Raw genomic sequence first — 15975 nt, forward strand, 5'->3', positions numbered from 1 at the left:
TTCTTAACCCCCAGAACTTAGCCATAACCTACCACGGCGATATCTTTTTCAGTACCCTTAACTTCCGCTCCATCACCAATAACCGCTTCTTCACCGACCAATGCGTGATCAATGACAACATTCTTACCGATCGTCGCTCCGGGCATGATCATACTGTCCACAATGCGACTACCGGTCCCGACCGATACACGTTGTGAAAGAATCGAATGATCGACCTCACCAGCAACATAGCAGCTGTCAACGATCATTGAATTATTTACATTACTTGTACTAGTTAAGAACATTGGTGGTAAAACCTGGGCTTTCGAATTTATCCGCCAATTGTGGTCCCCAATATTTAGACTGTTGTGTGGTGAAAGGAATTCCATATTGGCTTGCCACAAACTGTGGATCGTACCAACATCACGCCAATAGCCATCAAAGGCATAAGCATAAGTTGACTCATTATTGGCAAGATACATTGGAATAACATTCTTACCGAAGTCTTCCAGCGAATTATTAGTTGTAAAACTCGTTGTTAAGTAGTTTCTCAAAGTTGCCCAATTAAAAATATAAATTCCCATTGAAGCTTTATCACTCTTTGGGTGTTCAGGTTTCTCTTCGAATTCAATAATACGATCAGTTTCATCCGTATTCATCATACCGAATCGCTTGGCCTCTTCCATTGATACCGGAATAACTCCAACTGTTAATGATGCTTTCTTAGCCTTGTGATATTCCAACATGGCACCATAATCCATCTTATAAATATGATCCCCAGATAGAACTAATAAGTACTCAGGATTTTGCTGATCAATATATTCAATATTTTGATAAATAGCATGTGCAGTTCCTTCGAAGAACTTCTCACCTTCACTAGATGAAAAAGGTTGTAACACCGTTACACCACCGTTTTGATCATCTAGCCCCCAGCTCGAACCATTACCGATATGAGCATTGAGTTCCAGTGGCTGATACTGGGTAACAACACCAACAGTATCAATTCCTGAATTGGCACAATTACTCAAAGTAAAATCAATAATGCGGTAACGACCTCCAAACGGAATTGCCGGTTTGGCAGTGGACTTAGTCAACTTACCCAAACGTGTACCTTGCCCACCGGCTAAAATAATTGCTAACATTTCATTTTTTTCTGTCATAGTGACTCACCCCTACTTCAATTTGGTTGGTCGAATCAATAACGCTCCCATTGCTGGTAGTGTTGTAGTAAAACTTGCAGGTTGTCCATTGAATGGTGTCTTGTCAGCCGTAAATTTGATTTCTGGCTTCGTCCAAGTGCCACCATAGTTGACATCTTCAGTGTTAATTAATAATTCATATTCACCTGCATAGGGAACACCGATACGATATTCTTTGCGTTCAACTGGTACAAAATTAAAAGCCGCAACTACAAATTGATGCTTACGCTTGCCTTGACGAATGAATCCCATCGTCGAATTCTGTGCATCATCTGTATTAGAATAGATCAATCCTGCTGGTTCATAGTCCTGTTCCCATAAGGGACGATTGTCACGATAAATACTATTAAGTGATTGCATAAATTCCTGCATCTTGTGATTCAGAGGATCTTTGAGATCCACCCACTCTAGCTGGCTCCAATCACGCCACTCGAGAAATTGCCCCCATTCAGATCCCATGAAGGTCAACTTCTTACCTGGAAATACCAATAGATATGTCATCAATGTTCGCAAATTAGCGAATTGATTGTATCGATCACCTGGCATCTTATGCATCAGTGATTTTTTACCGTGAACAACTTCATCGTGTGAAAATGGCATAATAAATTTTTCGTTGTACATATAAACAAACGCAAATGTTAATAGATCAAAGTGATCACGTCGATATAGTGGATCCATCTCAAAGAACTTCAATGTGTCATGCATCCAACCAAGATTCCATTTGAAATCAAAACCTAACCCACCATTGGCTACTGTATCTGTGACACCTGAATAGGCCGACGACTCTTCGGCGATCATCAAAACATCAGGATGCTCCTGATGAACAACGTTATTCAAACGTTGTAAGAACTCAATTCCTTCAAGGTTACGATTATCACCTTTTTGATTAGTCAGACCTTCTTTGCCAACATCGTAATCAAGATAGAGCATATTAGATACTGAATCCACTCTTAAACCGTCCAAATGACATTGTTCTAACCAATAAAGCGCACTCGAGATCAAAAAGCTCTGAACTTGAGCTTTGCCAAGGTCAAAGTTCCAAGCACCCCAGCCACGATTATTGGCACGATTTTCATCCTGATATTCATACGTGGGCGTGCCATCATATTGATATAGTGCATCGTAATTTCGAATAAAGTGCCCTGGGACCCAATCGACGAAAACACCAATGTTAGCTTGATGAAGCTTATCAACTAAATCTAAGAATCCATCGACTCCACCAAAACGACTAGTTATCGCGAAGTAGCCTAATTGTTGATACCCCCATGAAGCATCTAATAAATGCTCCATTACTGGCATCAATTCAACATGCGTGTAATCCATTTTTTTGAGATATGGGATCAGTTCATCAGCGATTTCTTCATAACTGTAGTAACTATCATCTTCATGTCTACGCCATGAGCCCAAATGTAATTCATAGATATTCATTGGACGTTTCTTGGCATCACTGCGCTTTCGTCGAGCTAACCACAGGCTATCATGCCATTTTTTATCGACAGGTTTGACTACTACCGCTGCATCCCCAGGCTTTTTTTCAAATTCTTTAGCATAAGGATCGATTTTTAGATGGCGTTCGCCATCTGGTCCAGTAATTGCCAACTTGTACAATGAACCAGGATCAACTCCGTTGAATTCACCGTGCCAAATTCCAGTTGTACCAACCTTGGTCAATTCAGAATCTTGCCATTGGTTGAAATCACCAACTACCGCAACTGATTTGGAGTGTGGAGCCCAAACAGTAAATGTAGTTATACCATCATTTAAAACATGACAACCTAGAAATTCATAACTCCTAAAAGACTTACCAGTATTGAATAAATAACCACTTTCGGCTAATACATGTTCCAATACCAAATCGATCACTTCCTTTGCTTAAAATGTGAAAAAATGAACTATTATTCATTTTATACTTTCATTATAAGTTAGTTTACAATTATTGTATTGCTTTTCATGAAATTAATTATATTATTTACAAACCATACATATACGTTGTGTATCCTTGATATAACAGCTGTTTACGGTGCTATTATATGTCGGTAACGGTTATTTGTAAAAGAATATATAACCCATATTTTATTTCTGAAAATTGATTTTTTGGAGAAGTGAAAAAATCACAATATATAAAATACAAGTTTTTTTATCTGACTATACCAATTGTATTTTTGGGTAAAAAAATAGAACTCCGAAGAGTTCTATAAACATAATTATTAATTTGTAACGCTCTCGACTGCCGTCCAAGTAAAGATCGACTTGTACTGGCCTGAACTGTTATTAAGTACATTGAACTTCAGCCTCATATTATTTTTAAGTTCACTGTCAAAATTTTTATATGCTGGACTATCCACGGTTGGTGGATCAACGTAACCGACCGTGACTGGATCTGAATCATCACTAATGAGTGTACCGTTCCAATATAAGTCCGCAGCTAACGTTTTGTTGTTAGTTGTATTAACAAACTTATTAGTACTCAAATTCAATTGTATTTTACCCTCTGTGCCTGTTGAAGAAGGCATATGCCCGTCATATACCGTCAGTGAATCTCCACTTAAGGTTGGTGCCGCTGTGACATCACCGTTATTATCTCCAGATCCTGGATCATGAGATCCAAAATCGATTGTTGGGGCAGTTATCCTGAAGTCAGAACCTACTATAAAATAAAAATCAACCGAAGAGGAGACTTGGCCAGTTTGCCCCGAAACATACTGGTACTGGGCCTTATGTATTAAACTATCATTAGCAGATCCCCCACTGGATGTATTAAGCGTGCTTAAGTCAATTGTTTTTTCAGCGGGATAATTGTGAATAATCCCGGCATTAGTAAAGATATTTGTTTTGGTTCCATCAATAACAAAGTTGAAAGTTCCTACTCCGTTACTATTTAATAAAACACTTACATCCAAGTTATTATTTCTAGCAACATATGGGTTATCAGCTGAAGTATCCGCACTAGGACTAACAATCTCCAAAGATTGTTCAAGTGGAATGACAATAACTGTATTAGTATCGCTAGAAGAGCCGCTAACCGTAGAATTTAGATATATTCTATGTGGACCGGAAGGATATGTATCTATGAATGAGCCCTGAATGGTAGCGGTAAATTTATGAACCTGTCCTAAGGATCCCGTAAACGATTGAACATAGTGCCAATTAAGTGAACCATTCTTTGAAGCATCAAATTGACAATATAAATTGAAAGTTGTCGTGGTATTGCTGTACCAAGTTCCGCTTATTTGATAGTTACTACCAATTGGGACTGTTGGTGCACTCGCAGTATTATTTGCGGGATTATCAAGAGTCATAGTAATCCCGCTAGGACCGGTTGTAATAGGCTCTGACGCTAGTGTCAGAGCACGTGTTGCCATCAAAGCACTAGCTCGACTGAATCCAGAATACACTGTTTTACTAGCAGCGATATTCACTACACTTCCACCCACATCAGACCAGTTACCATCAGAATCTTTAATCCAAAAATACAGAGTATGATTTCCAGATTGACCAGCTAAGTTTATTTTTTCATCCAATGAATGAACTACTAAGTTCTGACCTTCTGTTTCACTTTGTGTATAACTAGAAACTTTTGAAGCTTTCGATGAATCGTTTTGATCCAAACTATAATATAAATCAACGTTTTGACTATCATAATCATACCAATTACCAGTAACTTCATAACTAGTTCCAGTACTTACCGGACTAGCCTCTGTTCCGGCATTGATCAAATTCAAAACTGGTTTGTTTGAAATATCAACGTTTCCTGAATTGATTTCGTTAGCTGAATCAATTGATGTAAGACTCTTTACAGCTAAATTATTATTGCTCATATCACGAACAATCAAATTATCATTCTCAGACTCTTTCATCTCTACATTAAATGAACCAGCATATTTATCATTCATTTTATTTTTCAAATTAACGATCACGTAATGACTGTCCTTATTGGTAATAACATTAGAATCACCTAACTCAATCTTCAAATAATCTATATCCAAATTATCATAATCAGGTGAATACAAGATCAATTGACTGCCGCTATTGGTTAATTGAAAGTCAACAGTTGTATTGTAGTCATCGTTATCAGTTATTACATTATTTATCTTAGCGGTTACAGAATCAGCATTAGTAGCCGCAATGATACCGATAGTATTAACTATTGCTACTAACAAGCTCAGTGCAATTACCAAAAAGGGTAAAATTATCCTCTTTTTATTTTTCATTTCTATTCCCTCATTTTTTAATAAGACACATATAGCATAATGTATATAATCATCTACATTATATCAGGGTATAAGTGTGCTAATAGTTGACGATGAGGAAAATATGAATTCTTTTATCAAAAAAGTATTCAAAACAAAAAAAGGGCCCTCATTGAGGACTCTTAAATTATTTCTATATGACTAAGTTGTAATTATTTTGCAGCTTCTGCAGCAGCATATACAGCATTTCTCTTCTTCATTTGACGTGCGTACCAGATAAAGATCAATAGGTATGCAGCTAATGCAAGAGCAGCGTAAAGTACAAATGTGATTTGTCCTTTAGATGCGTTACCAACAAGGTAAGCCAAGAATTTTTCAATAGGACCTTCCATTGTTGAGTGAGAAATCATTGTTCCTGATGCAAGACCCTTAGGGAATGCACCAAGCTTCTTAGCTGTTTCAGTAACCATAGGAGCAGCTAATGTACCGGCCCATAGGAAGACAGGTAATTCCAAAGCACCGATAACGATCATACGAACAATCTTACCACGTGTAACAACTAGTAAGGCTGGTGTAACACCCATGGCGATGATACCACCAAGAGGTAAAATCTTGTTTCCAGGTAATACTAAAGCTTCTAGTAACATGATAGGTGCAAGAACGTTAGCGGCAGCCCAGATTTCAGCACGTCCGGCGATAAATGGCCAGTCAAGTCCAACGTTCATTGTTCTACCTTTAAGTCTTCTGTTGGCAAAGTCTGTAATACCTTGTGATAATGGTTCAACAGCAGCGATAAACCATGAACCGATAAGTGAGAATAATTCCAAACAGAAAGCAGCAGTAAATGAAAGTGTAAAGATTTCTTTAACACCTTGGTGCGAAAGTAAACCGATAAAGATACCTAGATAAACACCAATGGCGAATTTGCTTCCCCAGAAACCGATCTTTTTATTCAAATCAGCAGCATCGAAATCAAATTTGTCTAACCATGGGAAGATAACATCAAAGATCTTATCAAACACCATGATAAGAGGGTTCATCATGTAGTTCATATGTGTTGTTGTCATAGGGTTTGAAGCTGGAGCATGAAGTAGATCGTTAAAAGTAGGTTTCATCAAGTCTGAGTTGATAATCTTCAAAACACCAATGAAAATAACAAGAATTGTAGCGATTAGTAAGTTTGCACCAAAGAACATTGCAAGCAAACCAACGAAAGCTAGATGCCAGATATCGAAAATATCAACATCCAATGTATTAGTCTTGTTCAACACGATCATGATAACGTTGACGATAACCATGATAAGTAAGAAGAACAATGTATATGGAGAACCCCATGTAATAGTAGCCAATGGAGCCCAACCTAAGTCAGTAACTGATAATTGAATACCAGTTGATTTAACGAAGGCATTCAATGCGTCTTGGAAGGCTGTTGTCAACAATCCAATAACGGCACTGATAGCTGTAAGAGCGATGGCTAATTTAATACCACCCTCCAAAGCCTTAGAAAACTTAACTCTAAATACCAACGCGATAATTGTTAAAACAATTAACATCATAGGTGCAGCACCTAAGTCAATTAATGGTTTGAACACCGCATTGGCGAAACTAATTATTCCTGACATATCTGTTTCCCCCTAGAATTTTATGTCGGTAGATCTAACGCCAATGAAACTATAAAACTCGATCAAACGCCTGGAGCTAATGTCTAGCCCTTGCCGCTTTCCTTAATAACCTTTTCAACGGCATCATATACAGGTGCAGCCATAGCAGGCATTCTGTATAAGATAGGACCAGCATCAACAACAGGAACATCTGATGTGAATCCCAAATCTGTAGCAGCGATTGGTGTGAATAGGTCGTAGTTCTTCATCATATCTTCTGTGATGTCTTTAACCATAACGGCATCAGCTTGGACATCATAACCACGGTTACCCATTTCTGTTTCCAATGCATCTTTGATTTGGTGACTTGAGTTAACTCCAGCACCACAAGCAGCTAAAATTTTGAACATAATAAACACTCTCCTTTTGGTTAATCATTATCTTTTGCATATTGCATAAACTTACGATTCAAGAATGAATAAATATCCTTAGGATCGCTAGCCTTAAAGAATGAAACGAGCTCGTTCTCGGAAGTACGAGCCATGAAGTCCATGATTTGAGCGAGGATGTTTGATTGTCCCTCAGGATCATCATTCAAAATCATGAACAAAAACCTAACATCGAATTCTTTCGATGGATCAATCATATTGTGGAAAGAAATCGAATTAGTTAATTTGATTGGGACGATCATTCGTGTTTTGACGAACTCGCTCTCCGTATGTGGAATTGCGATGTTTGGTATCTTTGGTGATACAACTGACATATCGATCCCGGTTGGATAGTTTTTCTCACGTTCCAACAAATTATTAATGAAATCCTCCGTTACTAGATCCTTTTTATATAATGACTCTGCTACTTCACGAAAAACCTCTTCTTGGTTGGAAGCATTCGAGATGAATACCTCGTTTTCGTTAAATAGTGGATCAGTAGCCAAATTGCTCATTAATGCCACCACCTGCCTATTGGTTGTTTGTTTTTGTTTACAAGGCAATAGTAAACGCTATCATAAAAATTGTCAACAATTATTGATAAACTTATGATTTTGCTTACTTTCCTCCTATATTAGCAACTTAATCAAAATGAAAAGGCTTTAAAATTTCAAACAAAAAGCATTGACAATAAACATTATAGATGCTAAATTGTGTTTGTAACGAACAATAGTAAACAAAAAGAGGTGGTCTTTTGTTAAAAAAGGAACGCTTTCTAAAGATAATATCCGAATTGGATAAGAATGACATCGTTACTGTTAATGACTTAACTTCCTTACTAGATGTATCCGATATGACGATACGTCGAGATCTTGAGGAATTATCGGAATCCGGTAAATTGATCCGAATTCACGGTGGTGCTCAAAAAGTTAATGTTTCTCCATTAGAGGAAGCTTCACATGCTGAGAAGCGTGAAGTTCATATAAAGGAAAAACAGGAAATTGCCAAGTTAGCAGCCAATGAAATTCGCAACTTCGATACTGTCTTTGTCGGCCCTGGTACAACATCGGAATTAATTGCTCCCTATATTAAGGGTGTTAATTCTTTGCGAATTGTCACTATCAGTATTCCTGTCTTTGAAAGTTTTAGAAACGCTGACGTTCAATGTGAATTGATTTTAGCCGGCGGAATTTACAGAAGCAGATCAGGAACATTAATAGGTGCTTTAGCAAGTAATGCTGTTAGTGGACTGAAGTTCGATAAGGCTTTTGTAGGTGTCAACGGGATCCAGAATTCACAGATCATGACCGCTAACACTGAAGAAGGTCGTATCCAAAGCGTTGCTTTAAACAATTCTCAGACAAAATATATCGTAGCTGACAAGTATAAGTTGAATAGAAATGATTTTTATACTTTCTACAGCTTAGACGATGTTGATTATCTGATTACCAACAAGGACACATCTTATGAAACTTTAGATTACTATCAACAATATGTAAGAGTTATCAATGATAATAGGAGGAATTAATTTATGAAAATTGCACTAGCTTCAGATAAAGCAGGTTTTGAATTGAAGGAACATATCAAGAGTTACTTACAAGGCGAAGGCAAGGGTTATGAAGTTATTGACCTAAGCGAAAAGCCAGCTGCTGATTTCGTTGATTCATCAGTTGAACTTGCACACTACATTCTTGATGGAAAAGCTGATCGTGGTGTTATGTTCGATCAATATGGAACAGGCTCAGCTATGGCAAGTAACAAGATTCATGGCATGGTAACAGCTAACGTTGTTGAAGAGAACACAGCTCATATGACAACACAACACAATGGTGCAAAGGCTATCGCAATGGGTGCCGGAATCGTTGGACCTACAAAAGCTGAAGGAATCGTTGATTCATACTTAGGTGTAAATTACGCAGGTGGACGTCACCAAATCCGTCTAGATATGCTTGAAAAATTAATCTAATTAAAAAATTCAATTTGATAACAGGAGGAATATTTTATGATTATTGCACTAGGAAACGACCATATTGTTACAGATGTTAAAATGCAAATCTCAGATATGTTAAAGGCTATGGGTAACGAAGTTATCGATGTCGGAACATATGATAATACAAGAACTCACTATCCAATATACGGACTACGTGTTGCTAACTTGGTTCGTGATGGCAAGGCTGATTATGGTGTTGTTCTATGTGGTACCGGTGTTGGTATCTCAACTGCCGCTGATAAAAACAAAGGTGTACGTGCAGCTCTAGTTAATGATACAACTACTGCTAAGTATGCTAAGGAACATCTAAATGCTAATGTTATTAGTTTTGGTGGTGCTGTTGTTGGTGAACATTTGGCTGAAGATATCGTTAAAACATATCTTGCTGCTGATTACAAAGGTGAGGATGACGACCTTGTTGCTAAGATCGATGCTCTTGAACCAGACAATCCAGAACAACATGACAATCCTCACTTCTTCGATCACGAAATGAAGTTATGGAATGAAGGATACTACCACGACTAGAGAGTAAAGCGTGGAAAAAGGAGCTTTATATGAGTAATTCAGTTCTTACAATTACAATGAACCCTTCTGTTGATATCTCTTACCCATTAGATCATTTGAAGATCGACACGGTCAATCGTGTTAAAGAAGTTTCAAAGACTGCTGGTGGTAAGGGTCTAAACGTTACTAGAGTTCTCAAACAATTAGATGTTCCCGTAACAGCATCTGGTATTATTGGCGGAACGATCGGTCAATATATCTTGAATCAGCTCGACGAAAACAAAGTCGATCATGCATTTATGAAAATTAATCAAGAATCTCGTAACTGTATCGCCATTTTGCATGACGATGGAGATCAAACTGAAATTCTTGAATCGGGTCCTAGCCTTTCTGAATCTGACGAAGAAAGCTTCTTGGAACATTTTGAAGACCAAGTAAGTGGATTCTCATTAGTTACAATTTCAGGAAGTCTACCTCAAGGTTTGTCAACTGCCCTCTACTCTAAGATGGTTAAAGTTGCGGCAAAGCATAACGTACCCGTGATTCTAGACAGTTCTAACGAAGCTTTGAGATTAGCGCTCGAAGCAGATGTTAAACCATTTATGATCAAACCTAATCAAGACGAAATAGCTCAACTTATAGGCAAAGAAGTTGTCGACTTAGACGACTTGAAGGAAAAATTAGCAACCGAAGAAATATTCCAAGATATTCCTTGGATCGTAGTATCACTTGGCTCAAAGGGTTGTTTCGTAAAACACATCGATAAATTCTTTAAAGTAAACATACCTAAGATCCACGCCGTCAACCCTGTCGGCTCAGGTGATTCTACTGTTGCTGGTCTTGCCGCTGGTATCGTAAATCAAGAAAGTCCAGAAGACGTTATGAAACGCGCAATGACTGTTGGAATCTTGAATACCCTTCAAGAAAAGACTGGATATATTGACATTAATCAATATAAAGATTATTTTGAAAAGGTAAACGTAGTTAACTACTAATTTGTTTAAAAAAATCGGAGGAATTAAATACATGACACCAAAGAAATATGCAGCACTCGAGAAAATGTCTAACAAAGACGGAGTTATCGCCGCACTTGCTATTGATCAACGTGGCTCACTAAAGAAAATGCTAGCCGCAGCTTCAGGCAAGCCAGCCAACGAACATGATATCGTTGAATTCAAGAAAGTTATTTCTAGTGAATTAACACCTTATGCTTCATCAATCCTACTTGACCCAGAATATGGTCTTCCAGCAGCTAAGGTTCGTGCTGATGGTTCAGGTCTTCTAGTTTCATACGAAAAGACAGGATATGACACAACAGCCGCTGGTAGAATGCCAGACTTGATCCCAGAATGGTCTGTACGTCGTCTCAAGGCAGCCGGAGCTGACTCAATCAAGTTCTTGATCTACTTCGATCCAGATGAAGATAAGACAATCGTTGATCACAAAGAAGCCTTTGTTGAAAGAATCGGTTCAGAATGTGCCGCAGAAGACATTCCTCTATTCGTTGAACTAGTTACATACGATGACTCGATCAGTGACGTTGCTGAATATGCTAAGATAAAGCCTCATAAAGTTATTGAAACAATGAAAGAATTCTCAAAACCTGAATACAAGATCGATGTTTTGAAGGTTGAAGTTCCTATTAACCTTGACTACGTTGAAGGATTCAATGGTGATAACAAAGCCGTTTATACTAAAGAAGAAGCTGTTAAGTACTTCAAGGAACAATCAGATGCTACTGACAAGCCTTATATCTTCTTGAGTGCCGGTGTTACTGCTGAAGCATTCAGAACAGAACTTAAGATGGCTAAAGAAGCCGGTGCTAAGTTCAATGGTGTTCTTTGTGGACGTGCTACATGGAGAAACGGTGTAGAACCATTTGCTAAAGATGGTGAAGAAGCCGGTAAGAAGTGGATGAACACTGAAGGTAAGAAGAATATTGATGAATTGAACGAAGTATTAGCTGAAACAGCTACTTCATGGAAAGACAAAGTTTCAAAAGACTAATTTAAATTTAAATCCGATGTTTTGACAATTTGACGATCTCAGATGAGGTCGTCTTTTTTTGTGTTTTCTTAGATATAATTGACCCATATTATTAAAATAGTTTTTGTATAAAATGAATTATTATGATGTATACATAATGTTAAACTTATACCAATATATAAGTAAGGAGAGGATTTATGCGGCTTAAAAAGTTTATCCTAACAATGTTCGCCCTCCTATTAGCTCTCGCCTGTTTTCAATCTTTTAGCAAGAATGTATTAGCTGAAGATACAGACACTGAACCAAATGCAGAAGACGTAGGATACTACCACAAACCTACTAAAGACGTTAGAAAGTTCTTTGGAATCTGGCTATCAACCGGATTCGCATTACAACCAAAAGAAAACAGCTATGTTGTTGTCGATAATACAACTACACTGCGGACTGATTCCGCCCGTTCGGCAGTTTATGCTGTTGCTTCATTTACTAGAAAAGCTAGATACCAATGGTATCAATACAAAGTTGGCGATAAAGAATGGACCAAGGTCAGTAAAGCAAACGGTGGTACCCAAGAAAATCTAGTTATCACTGGTAAAACAGCCGATGAAACTACCTACTACCAATTACAAGTTCAATGGCAAGGATTGATCTGGAACTACTTTGCCAAGAAAATTTATTCTCAAGTAGCAGCTGTCCATACTGTTCCTGAACCTACCGATGGTAAGGAAATGACCATCCGAACAGACGACGATTATATTTACAGTACCTCATTCGATATGGCTCAAACATCAACCTATGCTCACGCTGATGTTGTTCCCTCAAACTATACTGGTGAAGTAACTTGGAGTGTCGACGATACTTCCCTAGCTACTATTAATGAGGATACGGGACTATTAACAGCCGTAACCAAGCCTGAAGTACATGGTACTGTAACTGTTATCGGTACTCTCCATAATCCTGTCGGAGATGATATTCAAGCCACTAAAGAAGTTAAAATTGGGCAAGGTTTGGAAGATCAAACCGTTAAGGCTGGTGACAAAGCCACATTCTCTATCGAGGGTAACCTTGGCGAATTGGATAATGATGGTGACGATGGCGATGACGGTGATGAAGGTGGCGATACCAGTGATGGAGATAATGAGTACAGTGTCAAATGGTATCGAGATAATCCCGATGGTTCCAGAGTTCAGATCAACAAGGGTGATGAGACCAACGGTGCGCTCTCAGTAACGACTGATGCCACTACCATGGAAGATGACAACCAAAGTAAATATCAAGCGGTTATCAATGTTAAATTGGGAACACTGAATAAGAGTTACACCACTAACAAAGCCACTCTGACAGTTATTCCTGATGGCGCCCCAGATATCAAGATCAAAAATAGTCTCATCAACAGCGATTACCACGATGAACTAGATACCGATCTTCATTTATTTGGCGTCAACGCTGGTGATAAGATAACCGAAAGTGCCACGATCACTAATAATAGTGGCACCGGAGTTTTGACAAATGGGACATATCACCTACCGATTAGAGAAAGCTCTACCATAAATTCCGTCGTTGTGGATGATCAGGAATTATCTGATGATCACTATGAAATAGTTGATAATACTAAAAGCGAAACCAAAGAATTAGTGGTCAAAAATCTGGGTTTCAGTACTAAACAAAGCCATACCGTCGCAGTAACTTCCACAGTCGGAGCTATCGATGAAAAAGAAACTCAACGAACAACACCTTACGTACTCGGGCAAGTTTCTACTGCTGATGACTATCGTAGTGATGGTGATGAGGAAGCAATTACCTACTTAACTAACCAAATTCAAATGACAGTCAAGGATATAGATTTTGGTACCATAACTCCCTTTTCTGCCAATGAAATAATTTATCGACCTGATAATTTGAATGAACCTGAAAATGTCGTTGAAGTTGATGACCAGAGACGTAATTTGAATTCTGCCGAGGTTCGTGTGCAGCAAGCTAGTGATTTTACCAATGCTGCCGATGTGAAATTATTAGGTAGTCTTCAATACTACGAAGATGGCATTGGTTACGATATTTTGGGAAAGGATCAAGTAATCCAAACAACCAATGAGGGTAATTCTGTTCCTTCAATCGGTTGGGCCAAAGAAAATGGGATTTTATTACATATGAACGATAATAATTTAGTCGCCGGTAAATATAACACTGAGTTAAAATGGTCAATTGTTGAAAGTCTTTAGATACTAAAAAAACAATCTCATAAGAGATTGTTTTTTTAGTTCTATTTATTCATCATTACATCCAGAATTGCTGAATCAGTTTGACCAAAGCCATTCGTAACTAACTTACCTAATCCACGAATTGTTTCATCAATATCTTCTTGCACCAGACCATTAGTTGCTGGTATCTCTACCCCTTGAATCGCCAAGTCAACCGCACGACACATTGATGAAATTGAAGTCGCAACCTTCATCGCGCAGGAACATCCCGCACCGTCACAGACCATCCCTGCAGCATCTCCAATCATATTCTTGATAGCTGAACAAGCCTCTTTGTAATCATTCGTTAACAAGTAGATTGAGCCGGTTGCAGCACCCATAGCCGCAGAATCAGTTGCACAAAACGCTGATAACACCGGTAAAAACGCATGAATGTACAATGCCGTTAGATGTGAAAGCGTCAAAGCTCTGATCAACTTTTCTTCGCCAGACTTCTCATGTTTAGCAACGATACAAACCGGAATAGTTGCTGTTATACCTTGGTTTCCCGAACCTGAATTAGACATTGCTGGTAATTGTGATCCACCCATCCGAGCATCCGAAGCGGCTGCCGAGTAAGAGATTATTTGTTCTGTCAAACTACTATTACTTTGAAGTTTTGACTTTTGTAATGACTTACCAACTTTGACGCCATAGTCGTGTTCGAATCCATCATCTGCCAAAGCCAAGTTAAAATTAGCTGCCTTACGCATAAAAACAATGTTGGCCAGTGGTTCTGTCAAAGCAAAATCCCAAATATCCTTGAGCTTGACTGTCTGTAAGAATTGTTTAGTTTCTGAAATAGCCTGTGGTGCTGGGCGATCCTTAGAATAAATGGTTTTCCCATTCTTCTCAATTAAAAATATATTGGTGTGATCGCCTGCAATATAAACTTTAACTGTATCTGTAGGATCAGAAATTGTGACTTCAACATACAGATTGTCTCTGACATCGGCAACACGCGTAGAAATTTTACCAGAATCTACTAACTGATTAATCTCAGGTAACTGCGTCTCATTTAATTTGGAAATAACACTCAAACCAGCCTGAGGGTCACCGGCAATCGCACCAGCCGCCGCTGCTACAATTAATCCTGGTCTGCCAGTACCAGGAACGATCACCGCCATCGCATTCTTCATAATGTTGTGAGAGACGCTTACATCGATTTTTTGAATGTCATTGCTAGTTAGATATAACATGCAATTAGCCGCCGCATAAGCGATAGCAATCGGTTCTGTGCAACCCGTGGCAGGGACAACACCTTCTTTGAGGGTTCTGATAAACATTTGCTCGTAATTACCTTTTCCTGTACCTGCTTGTTGAGTCATGATTATTTCCTTTCTGGAATACTTGTCACTTTGTTAAAAATATAACATATTCAGAACAAAAAAGAACTCTATACCAAATCGGTATGGAGTTCTTGGACGTTTGATTAGATGCCGTCGTCTTCAGCATCGGCTTCGAATTTATTTTCCTGATGGACGAATAATTGAGTTTGTGACTTACTTGTTTCCACGAGCTTATCTGCTAACTGCGTGGCATTACCATCGAATGAAGATAGTTGGAGGCCTATCTCCATCAATGATCCAACGTTACAACCACATGTAACTTGGATATCTTTATCACTACTCATACTTAATTTGACAGCTTCTTTAAAGGGGGTGCCGCCCAATAAGTCACAGAAGAATACTACTGAATCATCATCTTTGATTTCTTTAGTAAATTCTGCGGAGAGACTCTTATCATTCATATCACCAGTAAAATCAATAAAACTGACTCCTGGTAATTGACCAGCTAATAACTTAACAGTTGAATGAATTCCTGAAGCAAAGTTTCCATGTCCAGTAACAATAATTTTCAT

14 protein-coding genes are annotated in these 15975 nt (G+C 38.3%); 6 read left to right on the forward strand and 8 right to left on the reverse strand.

Annotated elements, in window-relative coordinates; genetic code table 11:
• Nucleotides 1-17: 17 nt before the first annotated feature.
• The 6 genes from EKM68_RS03025 to EKM68_RS03050 form a co-directional block, all read right to left on the reverse strand.
• Nucleotides 18-1121, reverse strand: a complete 1104-nt coding sequence (locus tag EKM68_RS03025; protein ID WP_318530718.1) for a glucose-1-phosphate adenylyltransferase — start codon at nt 1119-1121, stop codon at nt 18-20.
• A gap of 30 nt (nt 1122-1151) precedes the next feature.
• Nucleotides 1152-3032: a 1,4-alpha-glucan branching protein GlgB gene (gene glgB, locus EKM68_RS03030; RefSeq protein WP_125588318.1), complete on the reverse strand. Its 1881-nt coding sequence runs from the start codon at nt 3030-3032 to the stop codon at nt 1152-1154.
• 353 nt (nt 3033-3385) lie between these two features.
• On the reverse strand, nt 3386-5389 hold the full coding sequence (locus EKM68_RS03035; RefSeq protein ID WP_125588185.1) for a hypothetical protein: 2004 nt from the start codon (nt 5387-5389) through the stop codon (nt 3386-3388).
• A 191-nt stretch (nt 5390-5580) separates the two neighbouring features.
• Nucleotides 5581-6990 (reverse strand): PTS galactitol transporter subunit IIC, encoded by a 1410-nt coding sequence (locus EKM68_RS03040; protein ID WP_125588186.1) that lies wholly within the window; start codon nt 6988-6990, stop codon nt 5581-5583.
• Nucleotides 6991-7073: 83 nt separating this feature from the next.
• Nucleotides 7074-7379, reverse strand: coding sequence for a PTS sugar transporter subunit IIB (locus EKM68_RS03045; RefSeq protein WP_164509339.1), 306 nt, complete (start codon nt 7377-7379; stop codon nt 7074-7076).
• Nucleotides 7380-7399: 20 nt separating this feature from the next.
• Nucleotides 7400-7912, reverse strand: coding sequence for a PTS sugar transporter subunit IIA (locus EKM68_RS03050; protein ID WP_125588187.1), 513 nt, complete (start codon nt 7910-7912; stop codon nt 7400-7402).
• Between the two features lie 239 nt (nt 7913-8151).
• On the opposite strand from EKM68_RS03050, the gene EKM68_RS03055 reads away from it, so the two are divergent.
• The 6 genes from EKM68_RS03055 (at nt 8152) to EKM68_RS03080 (ending at nt 14096) form a co-directional block, all read left to right on the forward strand.
• Complete coding sequence (locus tag EKM68_RS03055) at nt 8152-8925, forward strand: DeoR/GlpR family DNA-binding transcription regulator (protein WP_125588188.1); 774 nt, start codon at nt 8152-8154, stop codon at nt 8923-8925.
• Nucleotides 8926-8928: 3 nt separating this feature from the next.
• A complete protein-coding gene (gene lacA / locus EKM68_RS03060) occupies nt 8929-9363 on the forward strand; it encodes a galactose-6-phosphate isomerase subunit LacA (protein WP_125588189.1) in 435 nt (144 codons plus the stop codon).
• 36 nt (nt 9364-9399) lie between these two features.
• Entirely contained in the window at nt 9400-9912 is a 513-nt protein-coding gene (lacB, locus tag EKM68_RS03065; RefSeq protein ID WP_125588190.1) for a galactose-6-phosphate isomerase subunit LacB, read from the forward strand.
• Nucleotides 9913-9941: 29 nt separating this feature from the next.
• A complete protein-coding gene (locus tag EKM68_RS03070; protein ID WP_125588191.1) occupies nt 9942-10886 on the forward strand; it encodes a hexose kinase in 945 nt (314 codons plus the stop codon).
• A 31-nt stretch (nt 10887-10917) separates the two neighbouring features.
• Entirely contained in the window at nt 10918-11898 is a 981-nt protein-coding gene (lacD, locus tag EKM68_RS03075) for a tagatose-bisphosphate aldolase (RefSeq protein ID WP_125588192.1), read from the forward strand.
• 176 nt (nt 11899-12074) lie between these two features.
• A complete protein-coding gene (locus EKM68_RS03080; RefSeq protein WP_125588193.1) occupies nt 12075-14096 on the forward strand; it encodes an Ig-like domain-containing protein in 2022 nt (673 codons plus the stop codon).
• Nucleotides 14097-14137: 41 nt separating this feature from the next.
• Here the strand turns inward: EKM68_RS03080 and EKM68_RS03085 are convergent, their stop codons facing one another.
• Together EKM68_RS03085 and EKM68_RS03090 are read right to left on the reverse strand one after the other, a co-directional pair.
• The gene (locus tag EKM68_RS03085; protein ID WP_225422950.1) at nt 14138-15442 is read right to left on the reverse strand and encodes an L-cysteine desulfidase family protein; all 1305 of its coding nucleotides are present in this window, start codon (nt 15440-15442) and stop codon (nt 14138-14140) included.
• Between the two features lie 104 nt (nt 15443-15546).
• Complete coding sequence (locus EKM68_RS03090; RefSeq protein WP_125588194.1) at nt 15547-15975, reverse strand: PTS sugar transporter subunit IIA; 429 nt, start codon at nt 15973-15975, stop codon at nt 15547-15549.

Source organism: Companilactobacillus jidongensis, assembly GCF_003946575.1.
Classification (GTDB): Bacteria; Bacillota; Bacilli; order Lactobacillales; family Lactobacillaceae; genus Companilactobacillus; species Companilactobacillus jidongensis.

Coding starts and splice junctions, on each gene's coding strand:
- EKM68_RS03025 (WP_318530718.1), bottom strand. CDS start 1,121: ATGTTAGCAATTATTTTAGCCGGTGGGCAAGGTACACGTTTGGGTAAG.
- EKM68_RS03035 (WP_125588185.1), bottom strand. CDS start 5,389: ATGAAAAATAAAAAGAGGATAATTTTACCCTTTTTGGTAATTGCACTG.
- EKM68_RS03040 (WP_125588186.1), bottom strand. CDS start 6,990: ATGTCAGGAATAATTAGTTTCGCCAATGCGGTGTTCAAACCATTAATT.
- EKM68_RS03045 (WP_164509339.1), bottom strand. CDS start 7,379: ATGTTCAAAATTTTAGCTGCTTGTGGTGCTGGAGTTAACTCAAGTCAC.
- EKM68_RS03050 (WP_125588187.1), bottom strand. CDS start 7,912: ATGAGCAATTTGGCTACTGATCCACTATTTAACGAAAACGAGGTATTC.
- lacA (WP_125588189.1), top strand. CDS start 8,929: ATGAAAATTGCACTAGCTTCAGATAAAGCAGGTTTTGAATTGAAGGAA.
- lacB (WP_125588190.1), top strand. CDS start 9,400: ATGATTATTGCACTAGGAAACGACCATATTGTTACAGATGTTAAAATG.
- EKM68_RS03070 (WP_125588191.1), top strand. CDS start 9,942: ATGAGTAATTCAGTTCTTACAATTACAATGAACCCTTCTGTTGATATC.
- lacD (WP_125588192.1), top strand. CDS start 10,918: ATGACACCAAAGAAATATGCAGCACTCGAGAAAATGTCTAACAAAGAC.
- EKM68_RS03080 (WP_125588193.1), top strand. CDS start 12,075: ATGCGGCTTAAAAAGTTTATCCTAACAATGTTCGCCCTCCTATTAGCT.
- EKM68_RS03085 (WP_225422950.1), bottom strand. CDS start 15,442: ATGACTCAACAAGCAGGTACAGGAAAAGGTAATTACGAGCAAATGTTT.
- EKM68_RS03090 (WP_125588194.1), bottom strand. CDS start 15,975: ATGAAAATTATTGTTACTGGACATGGAAACTTTGCTTCAGGAATTCAT.